The sequence below is a fragment of the Actinomycetospora endophytica genome (assembly GCF_021026375.1).
GTDB lineage: Bacteria > Actinomycetota > Actinomycetes > Mycobacteriales > Pseudonocardiaceae > Actinomycetospora > Actinomycetospora endophytica.
The window spans coordinates 164649-188671 of record NZ_JAJNDB010000009.1 but is presented as its reverse complement, the minus strand read 5'-3'; the positions used below and the strand labels follow the sequence as shown (position 1 = coordinate 188671).

Annotated in this window: 25 protein-coding genes; 9 read left to right on the top strand and 16 right to left on the bottom strand. The window is 73.4% G+C overall.

The window, feature by feature from the left end:
• Positions 1-21: 21 nt before the first annotated feature.
• From LQ327_RS30765 to LQ327_RS30750, 4 genes are all read right to left on the bottom strand, one after another.
• Complete coding sequence (locus tag LQ327_RS30765; RefSeq protein WP_230740045.1) at positions 22-684, bottom strand: class I SAM-dependent DNA methyltransferase; 663 nt, start codon at positions 682-684, stop codon at positions 22-24.
• Positions 685-764: 80 nt separating this feature from the next.
• Positions 765-932 carry a CG2302 family histidine operon protein gene (locus tag LQ327_RS30760; protein ID WP_230740044.1) on the bottom strand — a complete coding sequence of 56 codons (168 nt, stop codon included), beginning with the start codon at positions 930-932 and terminating at the stop codon, positions 765-767.
• A gap of 28 nt (positions 933-960) precedes the next feature.
• Positions 961-1569 (bottom strand): imidazoleglycerol-phosphate dehydratase HisB, encoded by a 609-nt coding sequence (gene hisB / locus LQ327_RS30755; protein WP_230740043.1) that lies wholly within the window; start codon positions 1567-1569, stop codon positions 961-963.
• 61 nt (positions 1570-1630) lie between these two features.
• The gene (locus LQ327_RS30750) at positions 1631-3181 is read right to left on the bottom strand and encodes a bifunctional NAD(P)/FAD-dependent oxidoreductase/class I SAM-dependent methyltransferase (protein ID WP_230740042.1); all 1551 of its coding nucleotides are present in this window, start codon (positions 3179-3181) and stop codon (positions 1631-1633) included.
• A gap of 95 nt (positions 3182-3276) precedes the next feature.
• On the opposite strand from LQ327_RS30750, the gene LQ327_RS30745 reads away from it, so the two are divergent.
• Entirely contained in the window at positions 3277-3852 is a 576-nt protein-coding gene (locus LQ327_RS30745) for a helix-turn-helix domain-containing protein (protein WP_230740041.1), read from the top strand.
• Between the two features lie 306 nt (positions 3853-4158).
• Here LQ327_RS30745 and LQ327_RS30740 read toward each other — a convergent pair whose 3' ends face one another.
• Together LQ327_RS30740 and hisD are read right to left on the bottom strand one after the other, a co-directional pair.
• The gene (locus tag LQ327_RS30740) at positions 4159-5274 is read right to left on the bottom strand and encodes a histidinol-phosphate transaminase (protein WP_230740040.1); all 1116 of its coding nucleotides are present in this window, start codon (positions 5272-5274) and stop codon (positions 4159-4161) included.
• Positions 5271-6623 carry a histidinol dehydrogenase gene (gene hisD, locus LQ327_RS30735; RefSeq protein WP_230740227.1) on the bottom strand — a complete coding sequence of 451 codons (1353 nt, stop codon included), beginning with the start codon at positions 6621-6623 and terminating at the stop codon, positions 5271-5273. Before hisD ends, LQ327_RS30740 begins: the two co-directional genes overlap by 4 nt.
• Positions 6624-6733: 110 nt before the next feature.
• On the opposite strand from hisD, the gene LQ327_RS30730 reads away from it, so the two are divergent.
• Complete coding sequence (locus tag LQ327_RS30730) at positions 6734-7324, top strand: NADPH-dependent FMN reductase (protein WP_230740039.1); 591 nt, start codon at positions 6734-6736, stop codon at positions 7322-7324.
• A 59-nt stretch (positions 7325-7383) separates the two neighbouring features.
• On the opposite strand, the gene LQ327_RS30725 is transcribed toward LQ327_RS30730, so the two are convergent.
• Positions 7384-8235 carry a GH12 family glycosyl hydrolase domain-containing protein gene (locus LQ327_RS30725; RefSeq protein WP_230740038.1) on the bottom strand — a complete coding sequence of 284 codons (852 nt, stop codon included), beginning with the start codon at positions 8233-8235 and terminating at the stop codon, positions 7384-7386.
• Positions 8236-8387: 152 nt separating this feature from the next.
• Here LQ327_RS30725 and gnd point away from each other — a divergent pair, with 152 nt between their 5' ends.
• On the top strand, positions 8388-9827 hold the full coding sequence (gnd, locus tag LQ327_RS30720; protein WP_230740037.1) for an NADP-dependent phosphogluconate dehydrogenase: 1440 nt from the start codon (positions 8388-8390) through the stop codon (positions 9825-9827).
• 71 nt (positions 9828-9898) lie between these two features.
• On the opposite strand, the gene LQ327_RS30715 is transcribed toward gnd, so the two are convergent.
• Entirely contained in the window at positions 9899-10606 is a 708-nt protein-coding gene (locus LQ327_RS30715) for a hypothetical protein (RefSeq protein WP_230740036.1), read from the bottom strand.
• A gap of 124 nt (positions 10607-10730) precedes the next feature.
• Here LQ327_RS30715 and LQ327_RS30710 point away from each other — a divergent pair, with 124 nt between their 5' ends.
• Positions 10731-11642 carry a cation diffusion facilitator family transporter gene (locus tag LQ327_RS30710; RefSeq protein WP_230740035.1) on the top strand — a complete coding sequence of 304 codons (912 nt, stop codon included), beginning with the start codon at positions 10731-10733 and terminating at the stop codon, positions 11640-11642.
• Entirely contained in the window at positions 11639-12232 is a 594-nt protein-coding gene (locus tag LQ327_RS30705; RefSeq protein ID WP_230740034.1) for a hypothetical protein, read from the top strand. Before LQ327_RS30710 ends, LQ327_RS30705 begins: the two co-directional genes overlap by 4 nt.
• Before the next feature lie 72 nt (positions 12233-12304).
• Here LQ327_RS30705 and LQ327_RS30700 read toward each other — a convergent pair whose 3' ends face one another.
• The 4 genes from LQ327_RS30700 to LQ327_RS30685 form a co-directional block, all read right to left on the bottom strand.
• Positions 12305-13129 (bottom strand): mycofactocin-coupled SDR family oxidoreductase, encoded by an 825-nt coding sequence (locus tag LQ327_RS30700; protein ID WP_230740033.1) that lies wholly within the window; start codon positions 13127-13129, stop codon positions 12305-12307.
• Positions 13130-13207: 78 nt separating this feature from the next.
• On the bottom strand, positions 13208-14038 hold the full coding sequence (locus LQ327_RS30695) for a PaaI family thioesterase (RefSeq protein ID WP_230740032.1): 831 nt from the start codon (positions 14036-14038) through the stop codon (positions 13208-13210).
• 2 nt (positions 14039-14040) lie between these two features.
• A complete protein-coding gene (typA, locus tag LQ327_RS30690) occupies positions 14041-15957 on the bottom strand; it encodes a translational GTPase TypA (protein ID WP_230740031.1) in 1917 nt (638 codons plus the stop codon).
• Between the two features lie 42 nt (positions 15958-15999).
• On the bottom strand, positions 16000-17019 hold the full coding sequence (locus LQ327_RS30685) for an NAD(P)/FAD-dependent oxidoreductase (protein WP_230740030.1): 1020 nt from the start codon (positions 17017-17019) through the stop codon (positions 16000-16002).
• A gap of 36 nt (positions 17020-17055) precedes the next feature.
• Between LQ327_RS30685 and LQ327_RS30680 the strand changes: the two genes are divergently transcribed.
• Positions 17056-17295, top strand: a complete 240-nt coding sequence (locus tag LQ327_RS30680; protein WP_230740029.1) for a hypothetical protein — start codon at positions 17056-17058, stop codon at positions 17293-17295.
• A gap of 238 nt (positions 17296-17533) precedes the next feature.
• Here LQ327_RS30680 and LQ327_RS30675 read toward each other — a convergent pair whose 3' ends face one another.
• Entirely contained in the window at positions 17534-18409 is an 876-nt protein-coding gene (locus tag LQ327_RS30675) for an SCO6745 family protein (protein WP_230740225.1), read from the bottom strand.
• Between the two features lie 52 nt (positions 18410-18461).
• Between LQ327_RS30675 and LQ327_RS30670 the strand changes: the two genes are divergently transcribed.
• A complete protein-coding gene (locus LQ327_RS30670) occupies positions 18462-19316 on the top strand; it encodes an esterase/lipase family protein (RefSeq protein WP_230740028.1) in 855 nt (284 codons plus the stop codon).
• Positions 19317-19387: 71 nt separating this feature from the next.
• On the opposite strand, the gene LQ327_RS30665 is transcribed toward LQ327_RS30670, so the two are convergent.
• Positions 19388-20266 (bottom strand): SDR family NAD(P)-dependent oxidoreductase, encoded by an 879-nt coding sequence (locus tag LQ327_RS30665; protein ID WP_230740027.1) that lies wholly within the window; start codon positions 20264-20266, stop codon positions 19388-19390.
• Positions 20267-20293: 27 nt separating this feature from the next.
• Entirely contained in the window at positions 20294-20839 is a 546-nt protein-coding gene (locus LQ327_RS30660; protein ID WP_230740026.1) for a hypothetical protein, read from the bottom strand.
• Between the two features lie 82 nt (positions 20840-20921).
• Here LQ327_RS30660 and LQ327_RS30655 point away from each other — a divergent pair, with 82 nt between their 5' ends.
• Complete coding sequence (locus LQ327_RS30655; RefSeq protein WP_230740025.1) at positions 20922-21386, top strand: MarR family winged helix-turn-helix transcriptional regulator; 465 nt, start codon at positions 20922-20924, stop codon at positions 21384-21386.
• The gene (locus LQ327_RS30650; protein ID WP_230740024.1) at positions 21383-23176 is read left to right on the top strand and encodes a chloride channel protein; all 1794 of its coding nucleotides are present in this window, start codon (positions 21383-21385) and stop codon (positions 23174-23176) included. Before LQ327_RS30655 ends, LQ327_RS30650 begins: the two co-directional genes overlap by 4 nt.
• On the opposite strand, the gene LQ327_RS30645 is transcribed toward LQ327_RS30650, so the two are convergent.
• The gene (locus LQ327_RS30645; RefSeq protein WP_230740023.1) at positions 23116-24015 is read right to left on the bottom strand and encodes a Dyp-type peroxidase; all 900 of its coding nucleotides are present in this window, start codon (positions 24013-24015) and stop codon (positions 23116-23118) included. The genes LQ327_RS30650 and LQ327_RS30645 overlap by 61 nt on opposite strands.
• Positions 24016-24023: the final 8 nt, after the last annotated feature.

Below are 24023 nucleotides of genomic sequence, written 5' to 3'. Positions count from 1 at the left end.
TACCGAGACCCTCCGACGGCCTCACCGGACCGGGCGCACCCCCGCCGACGACGCCACGACCTCGAGGACCGCCACGACGTGCTGCTCCCCGGTCGAGGGATGCAGCAGGACCTCGGAGGTCTCCACCACCCGCGCCACCCGTCGCGCCGCCAACTGCTGCACGTGGCGCTCGATCTCGTCGCGCCGGTCGTCGCCCACGGTGAGGACGACGTGACCGCCGCGGTGCACCACGCGGGCGAACTCGACGAGCGCGGAGCGGGGCAGGTGACCCGTCCCGAACGCGTTCACGCAGGTCACGACGCCGAACTTGTCCGCGGCGCCCGGCACGCGCTGGCCGAGGTCGGCCGGGCCGAGGTCGTGGTAGACCTGCCGCGCCCGTGCCCGGGCCAGCATGCGGCGCGAGACGTCGAGACCGTCCACCGAGCGGAAGCCCTGCCTCGCCAGGGCCGCGCCGACCAGCCCGGTGCCGCAGGCGACGTCCAGGACGTCGGCCGAGCGGTCCTGGAGGCGGGCGACGACGTCGGCGACGATGCCGGGCAGCGGGTAGTCGTCGCCGTCCGGGCCGGCGAGGTCGGTGTCGTAGGTGGGGGCCCAGGCGTCGTAGAGCTCCCGGGCCTCGTCGGCCGAGGTGAGGGCGCGCGCCCGTGCGGCGTACGTGCCCGCCCCGTCCGGCTCCGTCTCCACCGTCGTCCCACCGCCTCCCGCCGTCCGATCTCGACGATGGTGCCCTACCGGACACGATTCGCGGACCGCCGGACGACCCCTCAGGTGGGGATCAGCCGCAGGACACCCGCGGCGACCGCGAGCGCGGCGAGGACCGCGAGCACGACGGCGGCGATCCACTTGCGCTGGCGGCCGAAGGAGACCACGCCCCCGACGAGGAACCCGCCCACCAGCAGGAGCCCGAGGGCGAGGATCTCGTTGCCGCTCACCGGCCGTCCCCGGTGCCGTGGCGGGTGCTCACGACTCCAGGACACCCTTGGTCGACGCGGTGCCGCCGGCCAGTCGTGCGTCGGGCTCGGTGGCCGCGCGCAGCGCCCGGGCGATCGCCTTGTACTCGGCCTCGGTGATGTGGTGCGGGTCCCGGCCGCCGGTGACCCGGACGTGCAGCGCGATCCCGGCGTGGAAGGCGATCGACTCGAAGACGTGCCGGTTCAGCACCGTCGGGTAGTTCCCGCCGACGACGAAGCCGGCCATCGAGTCCGGCTCCCCGGTGTGCACGCAGTACGGCCGGCCGGAGACGTCCACGACGGCCTGGGCCAGCGCCTCGTCCATCGGGATCCAGGCGTCACCGAACCGGCGGATGCCGGACTTGTCGCCGAGCGCCTGCTTGAGGGCCTGACCGAACACGATCGCGACGTCCTCGACGGTGTGGTGGGCGTCGATCTCGGTGTCCCCGGTAGCCCGTACGACGAGGTCGAGGCTGCCGTGCTTGCCCAGCGCGTCGAGCATGTGGTCGAAGAACGGCACCCCGGTGGCGACCTCGGTGCGCCCGGTCCCGTCGAGGTCGATCTCGACGAGGACGCTCGACTCCTTGGTCACGCGCTCCACACGTCCGGTCCTGCTCACGATCACCAGTGTGCCCTACGGGCATGTGCGTGGATGTGGACGCCCGGACGTCCACTTCCACTCACATGCGGCGCAGCCGCAGCACCTCGTCGGTGATCGTCGCCTCCTGCCCGTCCGGCCCGGTCGCGGTGCGCTCCGGAGACTCGCAGCGCACGACCTCCCAGGCCGCGTCGTCGAGCGCCAGCGACGCCAGCACCTCGGGCGCGGTCGCCATCCGCAGCGACGGGTCCCACGACCACGGCGCCAGCCGGCCGTGCCCGACGACGAGCAGGGTTCCGCCCGGAGCGACCGCCTCGGCCGCCCGGCGCAGGATCGCGGTGCGCGGGAAGTCGGCGTTCGGGGAGTGCAGGTACTGCGCCGAGACCAGGTCGTACGAGTCCTCGGGGAAGGACTCGGTGAGGTCGTGGCGCTCGGTGCGCACGGGGAGATCGCCGGCGCGCTCGACGATCCGGTCGCACGCTGTCTGCGCGACGTCGACCGCGGTCACCTTCCAGCCCCGCCCGGCCAGCCAGAGCGCGTCGCCGCCCTCACCGGCACCGAGGTCGAGCGCCGTCCCGGGGGCGAGGTCCTCGGCGGTCGCGGCGAGGACCGGGTTGGGTCGCCCGCTCCACACCTGGTCGCGGTCGGCGTAGAAGCGCTCCCAGAACGCCGGGCTCCCGTCGCGGTGCGCCATCAGGGCCAGGCGGCCGTCCTCCGCGACCAGGTCCGCGTTCACCATCGCGCCGGTCTTCGTCCCGGCGGCCGCCGAGGCGATCACGGTGGCGGACACGTCCGTCGCGTTGCCGACGGCCCAGACACCGGACACGGCGGTCTCGCCGCGCGCGTCGACCTCGAGGATCTCGCCGAACAGCGTCCCGCCCATCCGCTGCTCGGTGGTGGAGAGCCCCAGCATCGTGGCCACCTCGGCCCGGGCCCGGACGACGGTCGGCACGAGCAGCGCGTCGAGGGTCACGACGGTGCCGTCGGCGAGCCGGACCCCGCGCAGCGCGTCATCGACGACCTCGAGCGACGACACCGCGCCCGTCACCACCTCCACGCCGCGGGCATCGAGCTCGTCGGCGGCGTGGCGCTCGGGCGCGTACGCGTCGTTGAGGAAGAGCACGAGGTCGTCCGTGAGCTGGCGCATCAGTCCGACGTGGTGCATCGCCATCGGGCTCGTCGCGAGCACCCCGACCCGGCGGTCCCGGACCTCCCAGCCGTGGCAGTACGGGCAGTGGATCACGTCGCGACCCCAGCGCTCGCGCAGGCCGGTGACCCCGGGCAGCTCGTCGACGACGCCGGTCGCGAGGACCACCCGCCGCGCCCGCGCCGACCCGCCGTCGTCGAGGCCCAGCAGGAAGCCACCCTCGTGGGACGGCGAGGCCGACACGACCCGCCCGGTGCGGACCACTCCCCCGTAGTTCTCCACCTCGGCCCGGCCGATCGCGGTCAGCTCGCCCGGCGCGCTCCCCTCGCGGCCGAGGTAGTTGTGCACGCCGTCCGCCGGCGCGTTCCGCGGCTCCCCCGCGTCGACCACCAGCACCCGCCGTCGGGACCGCGCCAGCGTCAGCGCCGCCGACAGCCCGCCCGCGCCGCCGCCCACCACCACGACGTCCCAGCGTTCCTCGTTCATCCCGGTCTCCTCCCGCTGTGCTCCGATGGGACCGAGCCTGCGCCGGCCGACGTCATACTGGCAAACATCCTTGCCGTAGTGGCAAAATCTTGGGCATGAGTGAGTTCGCCGAGGTCCTCGACGGGGTCGGGCCCCGCCTGCGCGCGATCCGTGGCGCCCGCGGGATGACGCTGACCGAGGTCGCCGACGCCACGGGGATCTCGCTGTCCACGCTGTCCCGGCTCGAATCGGGCGGACGGAAGCCCACCCTCGAGCTGCTGCTCCCGCTCGCGCGGGCGTTCCAGGTCGCGCTCGACGAGCTCGTCGACGCCCCGCAGACCGGCGACCCGCGCGTCCGGATGCCCGCCGTGCAGCGCGGCGGGATGACCTTCGTCCCGCTGACCCGGCGCCCGGGCGGGCTGCAGGCCTACAAGCTGATCATGCCGGTCGGCTATCCGGGGCGGACACCGACCCAGCAGTCCCACGAGGGCTACGAGTGGGCCTACGTGCTCTCCGGGCAGGTGCGGCTCTGGCTGGGCGACGACGACGTCGTGCTGCGCCCCGGCGAGGTCGTCGAGTTCGACACGCACGTCCCCCACGCGTTCGCCAACCCCGGGGACGAGCCCGCGGAGATGATCGCGCTCTTCGGTCCGCAGGGTGAGCGGGCGCACGTGCGGACGCGGTCGTCGTGATCGGAGCGTCGAGGGGCGACCGGCCCCGCCGTCGAGGGGCACACCACGCATGTGCGCCGGCTCTCAAAGCTGCGCCCAGTGCTCCTGATCATGATGAGGGAGTTGATCTGCTCACCGGCCCACGACGAGGGGCACAGCACTCATGCCTGAGGCGCTTCCCGGGTGCGCTGAGTGCTCTTGATCATGGGGGTGGGCCGAATTCTCCGCCCCACTCCGACGAAGGGCACACCAAGCATGCGCGAGGCGCCTCCGAGCTGCGCCGAGTACTCCTGATCACCGGCCGCACGGCGGCCTGGCCCGAGTGAATCAGCGCAGGGCGGCGCTGACCTCAAGGAAGCGGTCGTTCTCCTCCGGCGTCCCGACGGTGACCCGCAGGTGCCCCGGAATCCCGACGTCGCGGATGAGCACGCCCTCGTCCAGGTAGGCCTGCCAGGCGGCGTGCGCGTCGGCGAACCGTCTCGGGAACCCGCCGTAGAGCAGGAAGTTCGCCGTCGACGGCACGACGCGGTAGCCCATCGAGTCCAGCCCGGCGGCGATGCGGTCGCGCTCCTTGGACAGCGTGTCGACCAGCGCGAGCGTCTCGTCGGCGTGGCGCAGCGCGGCAAGCGCGGCCGCCTGGGTGAGCGCCGAGAGGTGGTACGGCAGCCGGACAAGCATCAGGGCGTCGACGACGGCGGGTGCGGCGGCCAGATAGCCCAGCCGACCGCCGGCGAACGCGAACGCCTTGGACATCGTCCGGCTCACCACGAGCTTGTGACCGTGGGTCTCGAGCAGCTCGCACGCGCTCGGACCGGACGAGAACTCCACGTAGGCCTCGTCGACGACGACGATCCCGGGGGCGGCGTCGGCGATGGTCGCCAGCTCGTCGAGGTCGATCGACTGGCCGGTGGGGTTGTTCGGCGTGGTGACGAACAGCAGGTCGGGACGGCGTTCCCGGACGACGTCGACCGCGGCGGCGGCGTCGAGCGAGAAGTCGTCCCGACGGGGCGCGGGCAGCCAGTCGGTTCGGGTGCCGGCGGCGAGGATCGGGTGCATCGAGTAGCTCGGCTCGAAGCCCAGCGCCAGCCGCCCCGGCCCGCCGAAGGCCTGCAGGAGCTGCTGGAGCACCTCGTTCGACCCGTTCGCGGCCCAGAGGTTCTCGGTGGCCAGCGGCACGCCGGTGGCCCTCGTCAGGTACTCCGCGAGCGCGGTGCGCAGCGCGACGTGGTCCCGGTCGGGGTAGCGGTGCAGGCTCGCCGCGGCCTCGCGGGTGGCCGTGGCCACGTCGTCGACCAGCGCCGCCGGGGGTGGGAACGGGTTCTCGTTGGTGTTCAGCGCGACCGGGACCTGCAGCTGTGGCGCGCCGTACGGGCTGCGCCCGCGCAGGTCCTCGCGCAGCGGGAGGTCGTCCAGGCTCACCGCAGTGCCGATGATGTCGCTCATGCCCCGGTCCCCGGGTAGCTGCGGCGGGTGCCGAACCGGGCGGCGACCGCCTGACCGTGCGCCGGCAGGTCCTCGGCCTCGGCGAGCGCGACGACCCGGTCGGCCACCTCGCGCAGCGCGTCGGCCGAGTAGTCCACGACGTGGATGCCGCGCAGGAAGGTCTGCACCGACAGCCCGCTCGAGTGCCGCGCACAGCCGCCGGTGGGCAGGACGTGGTTCGACCCGGCGCAGTAGTCGCCGAGCGAGACCGGGCTGTGCGGGCCCACGAAGATCGCCCCGGCGTTGCGGACCCGCGCGGCGACAGCGCTCGCCTCGGCCGTCTGGATCTCGAGGTGCTCGGCGGCGTACGCGTCGACCACCCGGACCCCGGCGTCGAGATCGGCCACCAGGATCGTCCCGGACTGCGGGCCGGAGAGCGCGGTGCGTATCCGCTCGTCGTGCTTCGTGGTGCCGACCTGGGTGACGAGCTCGGCGTCCACCGCGTCGGCGAGCTCGGGGCTGGTGGTGACGAGCACCGAGGCGGCCGCCGGGTCGTGTTCCGCCTGGCTGATGAGGTCGGCCGCCACGTGGATCGGGTCGGCCGTGGCGTCGGCCAGGATCGCGATCTCGGTGGTGCCGGCCTCGGAGTCGATGCCGATCCGCCCGCGCAGGGTCCGCTTGGCGGCGGTGACGTAGACGTTGCCGGGGCCGGTGACCATGTCGACCGGCTCCAGCAGAACGCCGTCGGCGGCTTCCGTGTCCACGCCGCCGTAGGCGAGCAGCGCGACCGCCTGGGCCCCGCCGACCGCCCACACCTCGTCGACGCCGAGCAGCGCGGCCGCGGCGAGGATGAGCGGGTGCGGCCGCCCGCCGAACTCGCGCTGCGGGGGCGAGCAGACGACGAGGCCCTCGACCCCGGCCGCCTGCGCGGGCACCACGTTCATGACGACGCTCGACGGGTAGACCGCGAGCCCGCCCGGCGCGTAGAGCCCGACCCGCGACACCGGCACCCACCGTTCGGTCACCGTGCCGCCGGGGACGACCTGCGTGGTCGAGTCGGTGCGCCGCTGGTCGGCGTGCACCGCGCGGGCCCGTTCGATCGAGGTCTCCAGCGCCGCACGCACCTGCGGGTCGACGCCCTCGAGAGCCTCGTGCAACGCCGTCGTCGGGACCCTCACCGACTCGGAACGGACCCCGTCGAACCGCTCGCCGTACTCCAGCACCGCGTCGACGCCGCGATCACGGACGTCGTCCAGGATCGGCCGGACCTTCTCGACGACCGCGTCGACGTTCATCTCCGCGCGCGGCAGCATCGCGCGCAGCTCGGCGGGTCCGGGGACGCCGCCGCGCAGGTCGGATCGCGTCAGCAGTGGTGTCGTGTCGGCCACGCGTACCAGCCTAAACGCGGCCCCCAACAGCGCCGGAGCCCACAGGAGAGCAGGATGGTTGTGGCAACAACCGTCCCGACCCGAGGAGACCCATGACGGACGCCGACCGCCGCCCCCTGCTGCAGGTGATCGTCGCCAGCACCCGGCCCGGGCGCGTGGGCGAGCCGATCGCGCGCTGGTTCGCCGACTACGCGCGGAACCACGAGGCCTTCGACGTCGAGATCATCGACCTCGCCGAGGTCGACCTCCCGATGTTCGCCGAGCCCGAGCACCCCCGCTTCGGCCGGTACACGCTGGACTCGACGAAGGCCTTCAGCGCGACCATCGCCCGCGCGGACGCCTACGCGATCGTCCACCCCGAGTACAACCACAGCTACAACGCCGCGATCAAGAACGCGCTCGACCACCTCAACCAGGAGTGGGCGGGCAAGCCGGTCACGCTGGTCGGGTACGGCGGGGTGGCCGCGGGCGCTCGTGCGGCGGAGGCGCTGGTCCCGGTGCTGGTCGGCCTGCGGATGGTCGTCGCCGGCTCGGTGCCGATCCCGTTCGCGGGGCAGCGCGTCTCCGGCGAGGGGGCCGAGCGGGTCTTCGACGCCGCCCCGGAGACCGAGGCGGGCGCGAAGGCGGCGCTGGACGGGCTCTCGGAGTGGATCGGGACGCTGGGCTTGCGCGGTTCGCGCTGACGCGCACGTGCGTGCGTTTCCGTGTCCAGACACGGAAACGCACGCACGTGGGCGAAGCCCTAAGCGCCGTTGCGGGTCACCGAGAACGAGTTGGTGCGCAGCCCGGTGCCGCCGGTCCACGGCTCGAACCCGGCCTGCACGCTCGTCAGGTACCAGTTCGACCTGACCACGCCGCGCAGCATCGCGTCGCGGGTGAAGAGTTCGATCGGCAGGTTGGTCACCGACGTCGTCGCGGTCTTGCGCACGTAGGAGATGACCGGCAGGTCGGTCTTGCCGTACCAGACGGTGTAGACGGTGCCGCCGATGTTCACGTCGTAGTACGGCTTGCCGATCGGCTGGACCCACGAGGTGCGGTTGAGCCAGATCATCATCTCGGCGCCGGTGTTGCGGCCGTTGTTGGTCTTCGTCGGGTCGAACCAGATGTCGTACGCGGTGTTGTACTGCTGCGTCCCGCCGGCCGTAGGGCCGTGCGTCGACCAGTTCGAGCGGACCGTGCCGAGCGACGAGACCTGCGCCGGGAACGGCGAGCCGGCGGTGCAGTAGCCGTAGTTGCAGCCGCGCAGGATCGACGGGTAGCCGGCCGGGCCCTTGTTGTTCACGTGCTGCGCGACGTCGACGTTGAAGCCGGTGTCGAACGGGGTGATGCACTGCTGCGTGGTGGCGCCCCACCGGTCGTTCTGCACGGTGTACTTGCCGCCGGCGACCCCGGTGGATCCGAACTGGTCGCAGATCTGCGCGGGCGCCGCCGGCGTCGCCGCCGAACCCACCGCGTTGCCGACCAGCACGGTCCCCAGTGTCACGCCCACGGCGAGCAGGGCGGCGAGCAGGTACCGGGTCCGGCGGGTGGCGCGGGCGGCGGCCCGGCGCACCTGCGCGCGACCCCCGACGACACGTGGCGTCTGGTCCGTCATGGTCTGTTCGTTCCCCCCGTGACCTGCGCTGGGCCGGACGGCCGAGGCGCTTCGGACGGTTCCTCGCGCAGCGTGGCCGAACTGTTAGCCGATCTCGGGAATGTCACTCACCCGTGCGCATCAACGCCTTCGGGTCGGGCATCCTGGGCGGCGTGAGCCAGACAGCGGAGATCGGCGTCAGCGGCCTCGCCACGATGGGCCGCAACATCGCACGCAACCTCGCCCGGCACGGACACACCGTCGCCGTGCACAACCGGACCGACCAGCGGACGAAGGAGCTGGTCGAGCACTTCTCCGACGAGGGGACCTTCGTCCCCGCCTACTCCGCCGAGGACTTCGTGCGCTCGCTGGAGCGCCCCCGCCGCATCGTGCTCATGGTCCCGGCCGGGAAGGCCACCGACGCGGTGATCGACGAGTTCACTCCGCTCCTCGATCAGGGCGACGTGATCATCGACGCGGGCAACGCGCACTTCGCCGACACCCGCCGTCGGGAGAAGGCCCTCTCGGACATGGGGCTGAACTTCGTCGGGATGGGCGTCTCGGGCGGCGAGGAGGGCGCCCTCAACGGACCCTCGATCATGCCGGGCGGCCCGAAGGAGGCCTACGACTCGCTGGGCCCGCTCCTCGAGGACATCTCGGCGAAGGTCGACGGCACGCCCTGCTGCACCCACATCGGCGCCGACGGCGCGGGCCACTTCGTGAAGATGGTCCACAACGGCATCGAGTACGCCGACATGCAGCTCATCGCCGAGGCCTACGACCTGCTGCGTTCCGGCCTCGGGATGGACCCGAAGGCGATCGCCGACGTCTTCACGACGTGGAACCGGGGTCGCCTCGACTCCTACCTCATCGAGATCACCTCGCAGGTGCTCGCGCACACCGACGCGGCGACCGGCAAGCCGTTCGTCGACATCGTCGCCGACGAGGCCGAGCAGAAGGGCACCGGCCGCTGGACGGTGCAGGCCGCGCTCGACCTGGGCGTCCCGGTCACCGGCATCGCCGAGGCCACGTTCGCCCGCTCGCTGTCGGGCAACCGGACGCTGCGCGACGCGGCGAAGGGCCTGCCGGGCGTCTCGGGCGCGAAGCTCGAGGGCGCGGCCGCGGAGGGGTTCGCCGAGGACATCGAGCAGGCCCTCTACGCCTCCAAGATCGTCGCGTACGCGCAGGGCTTCAACGAGATCCAGGCGGGGGCGACCGAGTACGGCTGGTCGATCGACCTCGGCCAGGTCGCGAAGATCTGGCGCGGCGGCTGCATCATCCGGGCGAAGTTCCTCAACGAGATCACCGCGGCGTACGACCGCGAGCCCGGCCTGACGACGCTGCTCACCGACACCTCGTTCGCCGAGGCACTCGGCGGGGCGCAGGACTCGTGGCGCCGCGTGGTGGCCTCCTCGGCGCAGCTCGGCATCCCGACGCCCGGGTTCTCCTCGGCTCTCGCGTACTACGACGGGATCCGCGCGGAGCGCCTGCCGGCGGCGCTGGTCCAGGGCCAGCGGGACTTCTTCGGCGCCCATACCTACCGGCGCGTCGACAAGGCGGGGACGTTCCACACCGCGTGGGCGACGGACGACCGGGCGGAGTCCGAGGCATAGGTGCGCTGACGCGCTTGTGAGCACAAATTGACGCTATAGCGTCAATTAGTGCTCACAAGGCCGAAGGCCACCTACCGAGGTACCCCACCCACCGCATCCACCACGGCGTCCCACCCGGTGCGCCTGCCCTCCGGGTAGCGCGCCCGGGCGCGGACGTCCTTGCTCGAGCCCTCCCGGTAGCGCCGCTTCGCCCACGGCGACCCGGGACGGGCGAGCCGGATCGCCCCGACGACGGCGGCCGGCACGAACACCACCCCGATGACGGCCAGCGCCGGCCTCCCCTTCAGCGCCGCGACCACGGCGAACGCGAGCGTGACCGCCGCGGCCGCGATCACGGTCGGCGCGTTGTCCTCGCTGGCCGCGCCGAACGGGTTCGCCCCGAGCACGAGCAGCGCCCCGACGGCGGCGACCACGAGCACCGCGTCGACCGAGAGCCGGCCCTTCTCGCTCCAGTAGACGTCGTCGAGATGCAGCCAGAGCGCGAACTCGTCGAGCGTCAGCGCCGCTCCGGCCCCGAACGCGACGGCGAGCACGATCCCCCACGCGCCGTCGGGCCGGTAGAGGAACTCCCCCGCCCCCGCGACGAGCATCAGCACGATGCCGTGCACCAGGTGGTGGATGTGCACGCCGCCGATCGCCTGGTTGCGGAACGGCCCGCGTCCGGCCCGGATCATCCGGACGATCGCCCGCGTGACGAGGAAGACCACGAGGAACGACCCGAGCATCCACGCGGCGATGATCCGCGTCTCGTCCAGGCCGAGATCCAGCTGTACGTCCATCCGAGTCCCTTCCCCCGCCGTCGACGACCCAGGGTGACCGACGTCCCGCATCGATGCGATATCGACGCTGGTCACGGATTGATCGCTCTCGACCTTCGCGGCTCGACGCGCCACGATCACTCCTGTGCCGGGCATCGAGGACACGTCACGTGATCGCCGTCTCCTGCTCGTCTCGGTGTGGGCGTCCGCCGGATTCGCCGTCGTCTCCTGCGTGTGGGGGGCCCTCTCCGGCTCCTCGATGATCGTCTACGACGGGCTGTACTCGTTCGCCTCCATCGGGCTCTCGCTGCTCGCGGTGGCGGCGCTGCACGTCTCCCGACGCGGGCCGGACGCCACCCACCCCTGGGGCCGGGAGGAGTGGGAGCCCGTCGTCGTGGTGGTCAAGGCGCTCGCACTCGCGGCGCTGTCGATCTACGCCGTCGTCGGGGGCATCACCGACCTGCTGGCCGGCGGGCGCGAGGTCGCCACCGGCTGGGCGCTGGCGTACGCCGTGCTCGCGACGGCGGGCGGCGTCGTCGTGACCCTCGTGCTCCGCCGGGGTGGGCGCGGCGGGCTCGTGAAGGCGGAGGCCGCCGAGTGGCAGGGCGACACCCTGCTCTCGATCGGCGTGCTCGTCGGGTTCGGGATCGCCGCCGGGCTCGTCGCGGCCGGCCGGCCGGACCTCGCCGCCTACGTCGACCCCGGCATGGTCGTGCTGGTGTCGCTGCTGTTCCTGCGCGTGCCGGCCGGGCTCGTGGTGCGGGCGATGCGCGAGCTGCTCGCCATGTCCCCGCCGGAGGAGACGATGCGCGAGCTGCAGAGCGCGGTCGACGAGGTCCGGGACCGCTACCGGATGCGCGAGTCGTTCCTGCGCGCCTCGCAGGTGGGCGCCCGGATCGACGTGGAGATCGACTACCTCGTCGACGACGGGTCCGCGGTGCACACCGTCGCCGACTGCGACGAGGTCCGCGGCGACCTGCACGAGCGGCTCGCCGCCCTCGGCCACGAGCGTTCCGTCGTCGTGGCGTTCACGACCGACCGGAGGTGGGCCGGATGAGCACGTGGAGCACCGTGGGCACGTCGGAGTCCACCCGGCCCCGCGAGGAGATCATCGTCCACCTGGGCTCCCCGGACGAGCTGCTCGCCGTCGACCCCCTCGCCCCGCTGCACGCCCCCGCCGGCGTCAAGGTCCGCGGGGCCCCCGGGGTCGACGAGATCCTCGGCGAGCTCCTCGGCCGGCCCCGCGTGCGGCGGTCCCGCCGGGTTGTCCTCACGCTGCCCACGGCCGCCCTCGACGACACGGAGCTCCCCGGGCGCCTGGAGACGGGCCTGCGCCGCTGGTGCGCCGCCCGCACCGAGCGCATCGAGCGGGAGAGCCGAGCCCAGTGGCGGCAGGGCCTGTGGGCGCTGCGCAGCGGCCTGGCGCTCTTCGTCATCGGGCTGGTGCTCTCGACCGAGCTCCTCCAGCCCGACGTCCCGCAGTTCCTCCAGGACCTCCTCGGCAACGGGGTCTTCTCCGTCATCGCGTGGATCGGGCTCTGGTACCCGCTGGACCTGCTGTTCTTCGCCCGCTCCCCCGCCAAGCGCGAGATGCGGGCCCTCGACGCGCTGGCCACGCTGCCCGTCGTCGTCCGCGCCCGGCCGTGACACACCGACACTCTCCGGGGTCGACGACGGGCGGGCGCCCCTCGCCCTGGATCCGGGCGAGGGGCTCCGGGGTCAGCGGTTGAGGTAGCCGGCGTCGACCGGGAACGTCACGCCGGTGACGTAGCGGGCCTCGTCGGACGCGAGGTAGACCATCGCGTTGCTGACGTCGATCGGCTCGATCAGCGGGACCGGCATCGGGTTCTGGTAGTTCGGGCTGCCGGCGATCTCGGGGTAGGTCTGCACGAACACGCCGTAGGGCTCGTTCATGACCATCGGGGTCGCCACTCCGGTCGGGTGGATCGTGTTGACCCGGATGCTGTGCTTCGCCAGCTGCGAGGCGTACAGGCGCATGAGCCCGACGACGCCGTGCTTGGCGGCGACGTAGGCGGCCTGGCCCGGGATGGTGTTGAGCCCGATGCTCGAGAGCCCCGCCGCGGAGCTGGTGATCAGCACCGAGCCGCCCCGGCCGCGCTCGATCATCCCCGGCAGCGCCACCTCCATCGTCTGCCAGACGCCGGTCAGCGCGGTGGCGATGGTGTCGTGCCAGGCCTGCTCCTGCTCACCCTCGTTGATCACCGGCATGATCCCGGCGTTCGGCAGCACGGTGTCGACGTGCCCGAACTCGGCGATCCCGGTGTCGTAGGCGGACTGGATCGAGGCCTTGTCCCGGACGTCGGCCACGGACGCGACGATCCGCCCGCCCACGGCCTCGACCTGCGCGACGGTCTCGTCGAGGTCGGCCTTGGTCGCCATCGGGTAGAAGACCGAGGGGATCTGGTCGCAGATGTCGAGGGCGATGATCGAGGCGCCCTCCTCGGCCATCCGCACCGCGTGCGAGCGGCCCTGACCCCTCGCCGCGCCCGTGATGAAAGCGACCTTGCCCTCGAGACGACCCATGGGTGTTCCTTCCTCCGGCGCCGGTGACCAGGGGATACTAAACCCCTTAGGTTTATTGGCCCAGAACCGAGGCCGGACTCAGGGAGCTGCGCGCCCGATCACCGAGGCGGTCGCACACCGCCGCCCGTCCGCCCGCCACACGGTGACGTGGACCAGCGAGAGCGCCCGGCCTCGGTGAACGACGTCGGCGGTGAACGTGAGGCCGCCGTCGAGCACGGCCGGGCGCAGGAAGGTGACCCGCAGCCCGCTGGTGACCAGCGGGTGCTCCGGGCCGTGGACGGCCGCCGCGGCGGTGACCTCGGCGGCGCACGCCAGCACCCCGCCGTGCCCGTTGCCCGTCGCGTTGGCGACGACGGGTCCGGGCGGCAGGGCCATCGTCGTCCGGCCGTCCTCGTGGCTCAGCGAGGCGTCGAGGAGCGCCCGGACCGTCGTCGAGGCCCGGGCGTGCTCGAGGGCGTCGTCCGCGTCGGGCTCGACCGCGGCCGGCCCGGGCGTGGCGGGGGTGTTCCGCGTCCAGACGGTGCCCAGGGCGAGCAGGCCGCCCGCGGTCCACACCTCGCCCCGCCCGGTGCCGGTCGTCGGGTCCGCCGCCGCCAACGTGCTGGACACCTCGAGCTCGGTCCCCGGGCCGGGCATCGGCGCGACGACGTCGATGGAGAGCTCCGTAGTGACCGGCCAGCGGCCCGCCGGGCAGGCGCACAGCGTGGCCTGCCCGACGACGTCGTCGACCAGCAGCCCCAGCGGCCCGGGGGTCGGGCGCCCGTCCTCGCCGTGCATCCACCCGGCGGTCGTCATCCGGGACCGCGCCCCGGCCCCGACGATCTCGATCGGGCCGACCCCGAACACCTTCTCCGGCACCCCGATGGGGGTGACGAACGGGTCGCTGACGAGCAGACCGGGGTCGATCACCCCTACGCGCGGCCCTGCTTGGCGCGGGCGCGCTGCCGGTTGCGCAGGTGCGAGTCGAGCTCGACCTTGCGGATGCGCACCGCGGCCGGGGTGACCTCGACGCACTCGTCCTCGGAACAGAACTCCAGGGCCTGCTCGAGGGACAGGATCCGCGGTGGGGTGAGCCGCTCGAGGACGTCCTGGCTGGACTGGCGCATGTTGGTCAACTTCTTCTCGCGGACGATGTTGACCTCCATGTCCTCGGAGCGCGAGTTCTCCCCGATGACCATGCCGGTGTACACCTGGGTGGTCGGCCCGACGAAGAGGTCGCCGCGGTCGGCCAGCAGCCCGACGGCGTGGCCGGTCACCGCGCCGCCGCGGTCGGCGATCAGCGAGCCGGAGATCCGGGCGCGCAGCTCCCCCACCCACGGGCCGTAGCCGTCGAAGAGCTGGTTGGCGATGCCGGTGCCGCGGGTCTCGGTGAGGAACTCGGTCCGGAAACCGATGAGGCCGCGCGAGGGCACCCGGAACTCCATGCGGACGTGGCCCGAGGCGGAGTGGGCCATCTCGAGCATCTCGCCCTTGCGGGAGGCGAGGAGCTGCGTGACCGCGCCCAGGTACTCGTCGGGCACATCGACCGAGAGCCGCTCGAACGGCTCGTGCAGCTTGCCGTCGACCGTCTTCGTGACGACCTCCGGCTTGCCGACGGTCAGCTCGAAGCCCTCACGGCGCATCTGCTCGACGAGGATGGCCAGCGCCAGCTCGCCGCGGCCCTGGACCTCCCAGGAGTCGGGCCGCTCGGTGGGCAGCACGCGCATCGACACGTTGCCGACCAGCTCGGCGTCGAGCCGGTTCTTCACCAGGCGGGCGGTGAGCTTCGTGCCCGGCTTCGGGTCGCGGCCGGCCAGCGGCGAGGTGTTGATGCCGATCGTCATCGCGATCGCCGGCTCGTCGACGGTGATCCGCGGCAGCGGGTGCGGGTCCTCCGGGTCGGCCAGGGTGTCGCCGATGGTCACCTCGGCGATCCCGGCGACGGCGACGATGTCCCCGGCGTCGGCGTAGTCGGTGGGCACCCGGTCGAGCGCCTCGGTGCGCAGCAGCTCGGTGATCTTGACGCGGGTGACGCTGCCGTCGTCGCGGCACCAGCCGACCTGCTGGCCGCGGCGGATCCGCCCGGAGCGCACGCGGCAGAGCGCGATGCGGCCGAGGTAGGCCGACGCGTCGAGGTTGGTGACGTGGGCCTGCAGCGGGCCGTTCGGGTCGTCCGCCGGGGCCGGGACCTCGGAGAGCAGCAGCTCGAACAGCGGCTCGAGGTCCTCGGAGTCGGGCACCTCGCCGTCGGTGGGCCGCTCCAGGGAGGCCTTTCCGGCACGCGCGGACGCGTAGACGACCGGGAGCTCCAACAGCTGCGCGACGACGTCGTCGTCCATCCCGAGGTCGGTCGCGAGCTCGAGCAGCAGCTCCAGCGACTCGTCCACGACCTCCCCGCACCGGGCGTCGGCACGGTCGGTCTTGTTGACCACGAGGATGACCGGCAGCCGGGCCGCGAGGGCCTTCCGCAGCACGAACCGCGTCTGCGGCAGCGGGCCCTCGGAGGCGTCCACGAGCAGCACGACGCCGTCCACCATCGAGAGCCCGCGCTCGACCTCGCCGCCGAAGTCGGCGTGGCCGGGGGTGTCGATGATGTTGAAGGTGACACCGTCGCGCTGCACGGCGGTGTTCTTCGCGAGGATCGTGATGCCCTTCTCGCGCTCCAGGTCGCCCGAGTCCATGACCCGGTCGACGAGCTCGGCGCGCGCGGAGAAGGCTCCGGACTGACGGAGCATGGCGTCGACGAGGGTGGTCTTGCCGTGGTCGACGTGGGCGACGATCGCGATGTTGCGCAGGTCCGTGCGCAGACCGGGATCGGACGCGGGCCGCTCGAATGCGGTCGTGGTCACGAGGGAGACTTCCTGGGTGAAGGGAGTGCGGTCCCTCCCAGGTTACCGACCGTGATCCGCCAGGTCCGGAGGCGTCCCGATGGCGTGCGCCACGCCGTCGGACTCGACCGCGTCCGCCAGGTTCTCCCCGAGCAGCGGCGCGAGCTTGGCGAGGTTCTCGCCCCAGAGCACGTGGACGTTCCCGACGCGGGCCGTGTGGACCCCGTCAGCGCCACCCGCGGTCGGGAGGCAGTGCAGCTCACCGACCGGTTCCGGCTCGAGCTCCGGGATGCGCGCGACGACGTGGGCGGTGATCGCCTCGTAGGAGCGGCGGCGGACCTCGTCGGCGGTGTGGTCGACGCTGGTGAGCTGGTCCGGCAGGTGGCCGCCGATCGCCCAGTGTCCCTCGGGGGTGCGGTGCTGGTACGTGGAGGCGAGCTCGGGGCCGGGGGTGCCGTCGAGGTGCGTCGGCGGGATCGCCGTGATGGGCACGGCCGGGCGGAACGAGAAGCGCACGTGGTGGCAGAGCTCGCGCGGCACCTCGATGCCGAGCGGCGCCACCAGCTCCGCGGTGCCCGCGCCGGCCGTCACGACGATCGCGTCGCCGACCAGCTCGTCGAGGTCGACCACCCGGCCGGGCCGCATGATCGACTTGTGGGCGTCGACGAGCAGACGGCCGGCACCGGCGAGGTCGAGCGCGCCGCCGTGCGGGTCGGTGAGCACCGGGCCGTGGGCGTGCCCGAGGAGCTCCGGCGGCGCGTCGCCGAGGGTGTGCTCCGCGCCGGCCTCGGCCATGGCTCGTGCCCAGTCGTGCGCTCTCGGGCCGGAGACGACGGTGCCCTCGGGGCCGATGAGCGGGCGCCCAGCGCGGGTCGAGTACTGCTCCCAGAGCTCTTGTGCTTTGTGGGCCGCCTCGACCAGGGCGGGCTCGGCGTGGGCCAGCCGGAAGACCCGGGACGCTCCCGCGCTGCGTGCCCCCATGGGTCGGTCGGCCTCGAGGACGGTCACCTGGTGGCCGCGGCGGACGAGCGCGTCCGCCGTCGCGAGGCCGACGATCCCGGCCCCGACGACGGTGATCTTCATGGGCACCCCCTGACTGGGAGTTCAGGGTGCACCCCGATGTCGCGGGTCGGCAGCGCGGGCAGGCTCGACGTCATGAAGATCGTGGTGTGGGTCCTGGTCGGAATCGGCGCTCTCGTGGTGCTCGGGGGGGTGGTGCTCCCGCTGGTGCACTGGCTGCTCGGGGCGCTGGGCTGGCTGATCGCGGGTGCGCTCGTGATCGGCGGCGGCATCTGGCTCGCGAAGCGGGCCGGGCACAAGGGGGTGGACGCCTCCGGCGAGGCGCAGCGGCTGCCGTGATGCCGGCGCCCGGTTCCCTCGAAGATCAAGGAGTCGCTGCGCGGCTCGACGGAGATCCGATCGCCGTGCAGTGACTCCCTCGTCGCCAGGGCAACGGTCCGACCTGGACAGCGAAAGGTCCCGGAGCAACCGAGTCACCGTGACTCGGTTGCGCCATACCTCTGGCGCACCCGGGACCGGTCGAGTGGACGCCCGGAGCTGCACGGACAGTCCCAGAGGTCCACTCGGCGACCGCCAGCTACGGGGTCGACGCCGCCGACCGGTCCGAACCGGGCGAGAAGATGCCGTCCGGGAACGCGCCGGCCGCGAGGACCGTGCGCGTGAGCCCGCCGGCCAGCTCACCGAGCTCGGCCGCGTCGGTACCCAGCGACTCGTACGGCGCCGTCGAGAGACGTGAGGTCTCGGCCTCGATGCCGTCGCGGAAGGTCGTGCCCGCCTCGGTGAGCCACCCGTCGTCGTCGATGAGACCCCGCTCGCGCAGCCCGGCGGACGCCTCGCCCCACTGCTCGGCCGACCAGCCGCGGGTCGCCTGGGCCACCTCGGGGAGGAACCCCTTCCCCGTCGCGGTGTGCATGATCAGCGCCTCGAGGCCCGTCAGGTCGCCGCCGAGCAGGGCGTGCAGGTGGGCGTCGCCGCGGTACTCGCGCAGCAGGGTGATCGCGTGCCAGAGCACCAGGTGCGGCTCGTCGGGCCACGGCAGATCGGCGTGCGCGGCATAGAGGGTCCGGTCCTCCGGGCGGCAGGCCTCGGTGGCGCGGCGGGTCAGGACGGACGCCCGCTCGGCCTCGCGGGAGGACACCGCGTCGCCGAGCAGCCGGCGCAGCGCCCCGTCGGCGGCCCGGAGCCGGGCGTTGAGCACGTCCGCGGGCGAGGCGGTCGCCCAGATGCCGGGCACGAAGCGCGCGATCAGGGCGGGGTTGAAGTTGAAGTAGGTCGCGGCCACGACCCCGGCCCCGACGGCACCCATCGCCGCCGAGCGCTGGGCGAAGTACTGCGCGCGGGGGTGGGTGATGCCGAGCTCGCCGAGCTCGGAGCCCACCTCGGGCGCGAAGTAGATCATCGAGTGCAGCGGTTCGAGGCGGCGGGCGAGGCGGGTCACTGTGTGGGGGTCGATCACGCCGCGCACGCTAACGCCTGTCCGAACGGCGCGCGGGCACACTGGGGTCGTGACCCGTTGGCCCGACCGCGCCCCGCTCGGCGGTCTCGCCCCCCGCCGTCGGCTGTTCGTGCTGGTCGTGACCGGTGTGGTACTCGCCGTCGCGGTGCTCGTCGGGGTGTCGGTGGCCCGCGAGTACGCGGTGCCGCCGAAGGCCGACCCGGCCGACATGGGCCCCGTCGTGCTGGTCCCCGGGTTCGGGGGCAGCACCGACGCGCTGCAGGCGCTCGCGCTGCGGCTGCGGGTCATCGGGCGCCCGGCGACCGTCGTCGAGCTCCCCGACGGCGGCACCGGGGACTTCTCCGGCCAGGCCGCGGCGATCGACGACGCCGTGCGCGCCCTCATCCGCCACGACGGCGCCCGCAGCGTCGACCTCATCGGCTACTCGGCCGGCGGGGTCGCGTCCTGGCTCTACCTGCAGACCGGGACGACCGCGCCGGCCATCCGCCGCCTCGTGACCATGGGCTCGCCGCTGCAGGGCGCCGACATCGCCGCGGCCGGCGGCGCACTGGTGCCGGGGGCGTGTCCGCGGGCCTGCCAGGAGCTCGCGCCGGGCAGCTCCCTGCTCAGCCGGCTCGACGCGGGCCCGCGCCCGGACATCCCGTGGCTCTCACTGTGGACCGACCAGGACGAGACGGTCACGCCGCCGCAGTCGGCCGCCCTGCCCGGCGTGCGCTCGATCCGGCTCCAGTCGGTCTGCGACGGCATCCTGATCAGCCACGGCCAGCTCCCGACGGCGGGTCTGACGATCGGGCTGACGCTGCGGGCCCTGGGCACGAAACCGCTCCCGGTGCCGGTGCCGGGCGACTGCTCGAAGCTGCAGTCCGAGGGGGTCGGGCGCCCGGTGCTGACGGGGACGTCATAGGTGCGCTGCCGCGCCTGTGAGCACTCATTGACGCCAGGGCGTCACTGAGTGCTCACGAGCGCGAAGCGCAGCTACGCACCCATGCCCGCCTCCACCGAGTCCGCGATGCAGGTCGGGCGCACCGAGTCGGCGCCGAAGTGCAGGATCTTCTCCCAGCTGCCGGCGAAGTCCTCCGGGGCGGGCCGCTCCCCCGCGACCCGGACGCCCTCGGACCGCTCCCAGCGCAGCGCGCCGACCCATCCCCCGCCGGCCTCGAGGACCTGACCCGACACCGGGCAGGACGGGTGGACGAGGGCGAGAACGACCGGTGACACCCGCTCCGCGGTGAGGACCTCGCCCTGGGCGTCGTCGAGGACGTTCTCGGTCATGTCGGTCATCGCCATCGGGGCGACGACGTTGGCGCCGATCCCGTAGGGCGCCCCCTCCGCCGCGAGGGTCAGCCCGAGCCCGACGACACCCGCCTTCGCCGCGGCGTAGTTGGCCTGCCCGCGGTTGCCGAAGAAGCCCGCGCCCGAGCCGGTGAGCAGGATCCGCCCGGCGCCCTGGGCGCGCATCGCCGACCACGCCGCCGCGGTCACCGCCCGCGCCCCGTCGAGGTGCACCCCGAGCACGTCGGACCACTCCTCGTCGGTCATCCGGCCGAAGGAGCGGTCCCGCGTCTGACCGGCGTTGACGATCATCCCGTCGACCCGCCCGAAGGCCTCCAGCGCGGTCGTGACGGGGGCCTGGCCGTCGCGGGCGTCGGCGACGCAGGCGACCGCGTCACCACCGGCCGCACGGGCTTCGGCGACGACCGCCGACGCGGTCTCCCCGTGCCGGGCGCACACCACCACCCGGGCACCGCGCGCGGCGAGGTCCAGCGCGTAGCGGCGGCCGAGGCCCCGGCCGGCTCCGGTCACGACGACGACGAGGTCGCCGAAGTCGAGGGATCCCTGCGCTCCGGTGCTCATGGCGCGGAGTCTGCCCGGAACGATCGTTCACGGCCAGACGAGGTGCGCTGCCAGCACCGTCCGCGCCCCCGCCCCGAGCAGCACCACCGCGCTGACGATCCCGGTCACCAGCAGGATTCGAGCGTCCCCGAGCCCCACCAGCCCGACGATCAGCCCCAGCCCCGCGCCGGCGATCATGAACACGCCGATCGTCGTGAACACCTGGGCGAACGCCCGGCCGAACGCGAGGAAGTGCACGCCCACGACGAACGCGGTCCACGCGATCACGAAGGCACCGAGCCCGAACCGGCCCAGCAGGACGTTCCCGACGACGATCGCGACCACCTCGGCCGCGACGATCACCCGGTAGGCCCGGCTGGTGAACAGCGAGCCGTCCCCGCGGTCGCCCGACGGTGCTCGCCGGGCCAGCACGACCGCGGGCACCACCACGGCCAGCCCGAGCACGATCCCGAGCGCCACGAGCACCCCGTGCGCGGTCCCGTCCAGCCCGCTCGCGGCCCACACCGCCCACAGTCCGCCGAAGCCGCCCGCGATCGCCGCGCCGATCAGCGCCGCGCGAGTCGGAGATCCCACCGGCGCAGTATGACGTGCGCCACCGTGGCCGGGACCACGCAGCGGCTGACCAGAACACTTGCGTAGTGCAACGCTTGCGTATGTGAACGATGACGACGACGCCGTCGAAGCACTCATGACGGCCACCCGCGTGCTCGTCGGGGTCGCGACCGGCGCGATGGAGGAGCTCGGGGGCGTGGTCACGCTGCCGGGCTTCCGGCTGTTGCTCGCGCTCGACGAGCTCGGTCCGTCCCCCGGCAACGTCGCCGCCGCCCGGCTCGGTACCGCCGCCTCGTCGGTCACCCGGCTCGGCGACTCCCTCGAGGCCTCCGGCCACCTGACCCGTCGTCGGGACCCGGCCAACCGCAGCGTCGTGCTGCTCGAGCCCACGCCGCGTGGCACCGAGGTCGTCCACGGGGTGCTGCGCCGGCGGCGGGAGGCGTTGCGCACCGTCGTCACCCGCGTCCCCACGAACGAGCGCCCCGCGCTGACGAGCGCCCTGCACACCCTGCGAGACGCCGCCGGATCCGATTTCGGCGCCGGCCCCCTGGAGCTGACCGCGCTGTGACCACCACGAGCGACCCCGACACCCGCCCGAGCGCCGACCCCGCGTTCGACTTCGCCTCCGACACCGAGGGCCCCCGTCGCCGGCCCGGCCCGCTGCGCGACTTCACGGTCTCGCCGCGGGTGCTCGTGATCGTCGCCTGGGCGCTCCCGGTGGGTGCGCTCGGCGCGGGCGCCGCCTGGGTCCTGCTGCGCCTGATCGGGCTCATCACGAACGTCCTGTTCGCCGGCCGGATCGCCACCGACACGGTCAATCCCGGCGCCGTCGGCGCGCCGTGGTGGGTGATCCTCGGCGCGCCGGTGCTCGGCGGCGTCGTCGTCGGGCTGATGGCCCGCTACGGCTCGGAGAAGATCCGCGGGCACGGGATGCCCGAGGCGATCGAGGGGGTGCTGTTCCGCCGCGCGGTCGTCGAGCCGAAGGTCGCGGTGCTCAAGCCGACCTCCGCGGCCATCAGCATCGGCACCGGCGGCCCGTTCGGCGCCGAGGGCCCGATCATCATGACCGGCGGCGCGATCGGCTCGATCGTCGCGCAGCGCCTCGCGGTCACCGACGACGAACGCCGCGTCCTCATGGTCGCCGGCGCGGCCTCCGGCATGGCGGCGGTGTTCAACGCCCCGCTCGCCTCGGTCCTGCTCGCGGTGGAGCTGCTGCTCTTCGAGTGGCGCCCGCGCAGCTTCCTGCCCGTGGTCGCCGCTGTCGTCGTCTCGACCATCCTGCGCGGCCCCATGCTCGGCTACGCGCCGATCTTCCCGCTGGACACCGCCACCTGGCACATCACCGCCGGAGCCGACGTGCTCTGCGTGGTCGCGGGTGCGCTCGGCGGGCTGCTCGCGGTGGCCGTCACCGCACTCGTGTACGCCTCCGAGGACGGCTTCCTGCACTTCGGGCGGCGCATCCACTGGATGTGGTGGCCGGCGATCGGCGGGCTGATCATCGGGGTCGGCGGGCTCATCGTGCCGCGTGCCCTCGGCGTGGGCTACGACGTGATCGGCGACCTGCTCTCCGGGAAGGCGGCGCTCTCGCTCGTCGTCGGGATCCTCGTCGTGAAGAGCCTGATCTGGGGTCTCTCACTGGGCTCGGGGACCTCCGGCGGCGTGCTCGCGCCGACGTTCATGATCGGCGCCGCGCTCGGGGCGCTCGAGGGGTTCGTGCTGCCGAGCGCGGGTCCGGGGTTCTGGGCGCTCGTCGGCCTGGCCGCGACCGTCGGCGGCGTGATGCGTTCCCCGCTGACCGGGGTGGTGTTCTCGCTCGAGCTGACCCACGCCTGGCCCGCGCTGCTGCCGCTGCTGATCGCGTCCGCCGCGGCCTACGGGGTGTCGGTGCTGATCCTGGGCCGCTCGGTGCTCACCGAGAAGATCGCGCGCCGGGGCAGGCACCTCTCGCGGGAGTACACCGTGGACCCGCTCGAGTACGGGTTCGCCGACGAGGTCATGGACCCCGCACCCGCCGTCGTGAAGGTCGGCGAACCGGCCCCCGACCTGCCCGAACGGCAACGGCTCTTCCCGGTGCTCGACGGCGAGCGGCTGGTCGGCGTCGTCGGCCGCGGCGCCCTGCGCCGGGACCCGGTGGGCTGGATGGCGCACGTCGTCACCGACCCCGTCGTCGTCGGCCCGCACGACACCCTCGTCGTCGTGCGGGACCGGCTGGCCGCCGCCGGTGTCACGATCGCGCCGGTGGCCGAGGACGGGCGACTGCTCGGGCTGATCGGCGTCGACGAGCTCCTCGAGCGCCGTCAGGCGTCGGCGTCGGCCGGGGCCAGGCGCGCCAGGGCGTCCGCCGGCGGCACGACGTAGTACGCGCCCGTCAGCGGCCGGGTGTAGCGGGTGAGGGCGTCCCGGGGGCCGTCCTTGCCCGCCATCGCGTCGAGCATCGTGGCCAGGGGCCCCTGCTCCGCGCAGAACCCGACGAACATCGTCCCGTGGCTGCCCGTGGTGCCGTAGGCGGTGTTGCGCCGGAAGATGTGGCCGTAGGTGTCCTGGTCGGTGCGGGCGGCGTGCGCGTCGGCGGGCTTCGGGTCGAGCTCGACGCTGTCCGGCTTCGTCCGCCCGATCACCGCCTCCTGGGCCTCCTGCTTCAGCGCGAACCAGTCGGACGCCTCGTGCTCCCAGCGCTGCAGCAACCACACCGAGCCGCCCGCTCCCGAGGCACCCTCGGGCCGCGTCACAACCCCGGGCGCGGTGGCCGCCGGCGGGTTCTCGGTGCCGTCCTCGAAGCCGGTGAGGTCGCGGTCGTGGTGGTGCGACCACCCGATGGTCTCGTCGGCGAGCACCGCCACGTGGCCCAGCGCGGACACCGCGTGCGCGGCGGTGTCGAACACGACGGACCGGTCGCCCGCGGCCGCCCACAGCGCCACGTCGTGCTGCGTGGCGGGCATGGTGAACCCGTCCGGGCCGGCCACCGGGTCGTCGAACCCGTGGACGCCGTCGGGCGCCGACCCCGGCGCGACGGCGCGCCAGAGCTCCGGGCGGATCCCGACGACGAGGCTCGCGGCGCCGGTCGTCTTGACCGTCGCGCCGAGGGTGGCGGCGGCCGTGACGAGGTCGGCGTCGGTGGTGCCGGGCACCCGGTCGAACTCCAGGTAGGCGTGCGCAGAGGTGCCGAGAGCGAGGATGCCGGACTGCGGGATCGCCAAGATGACCT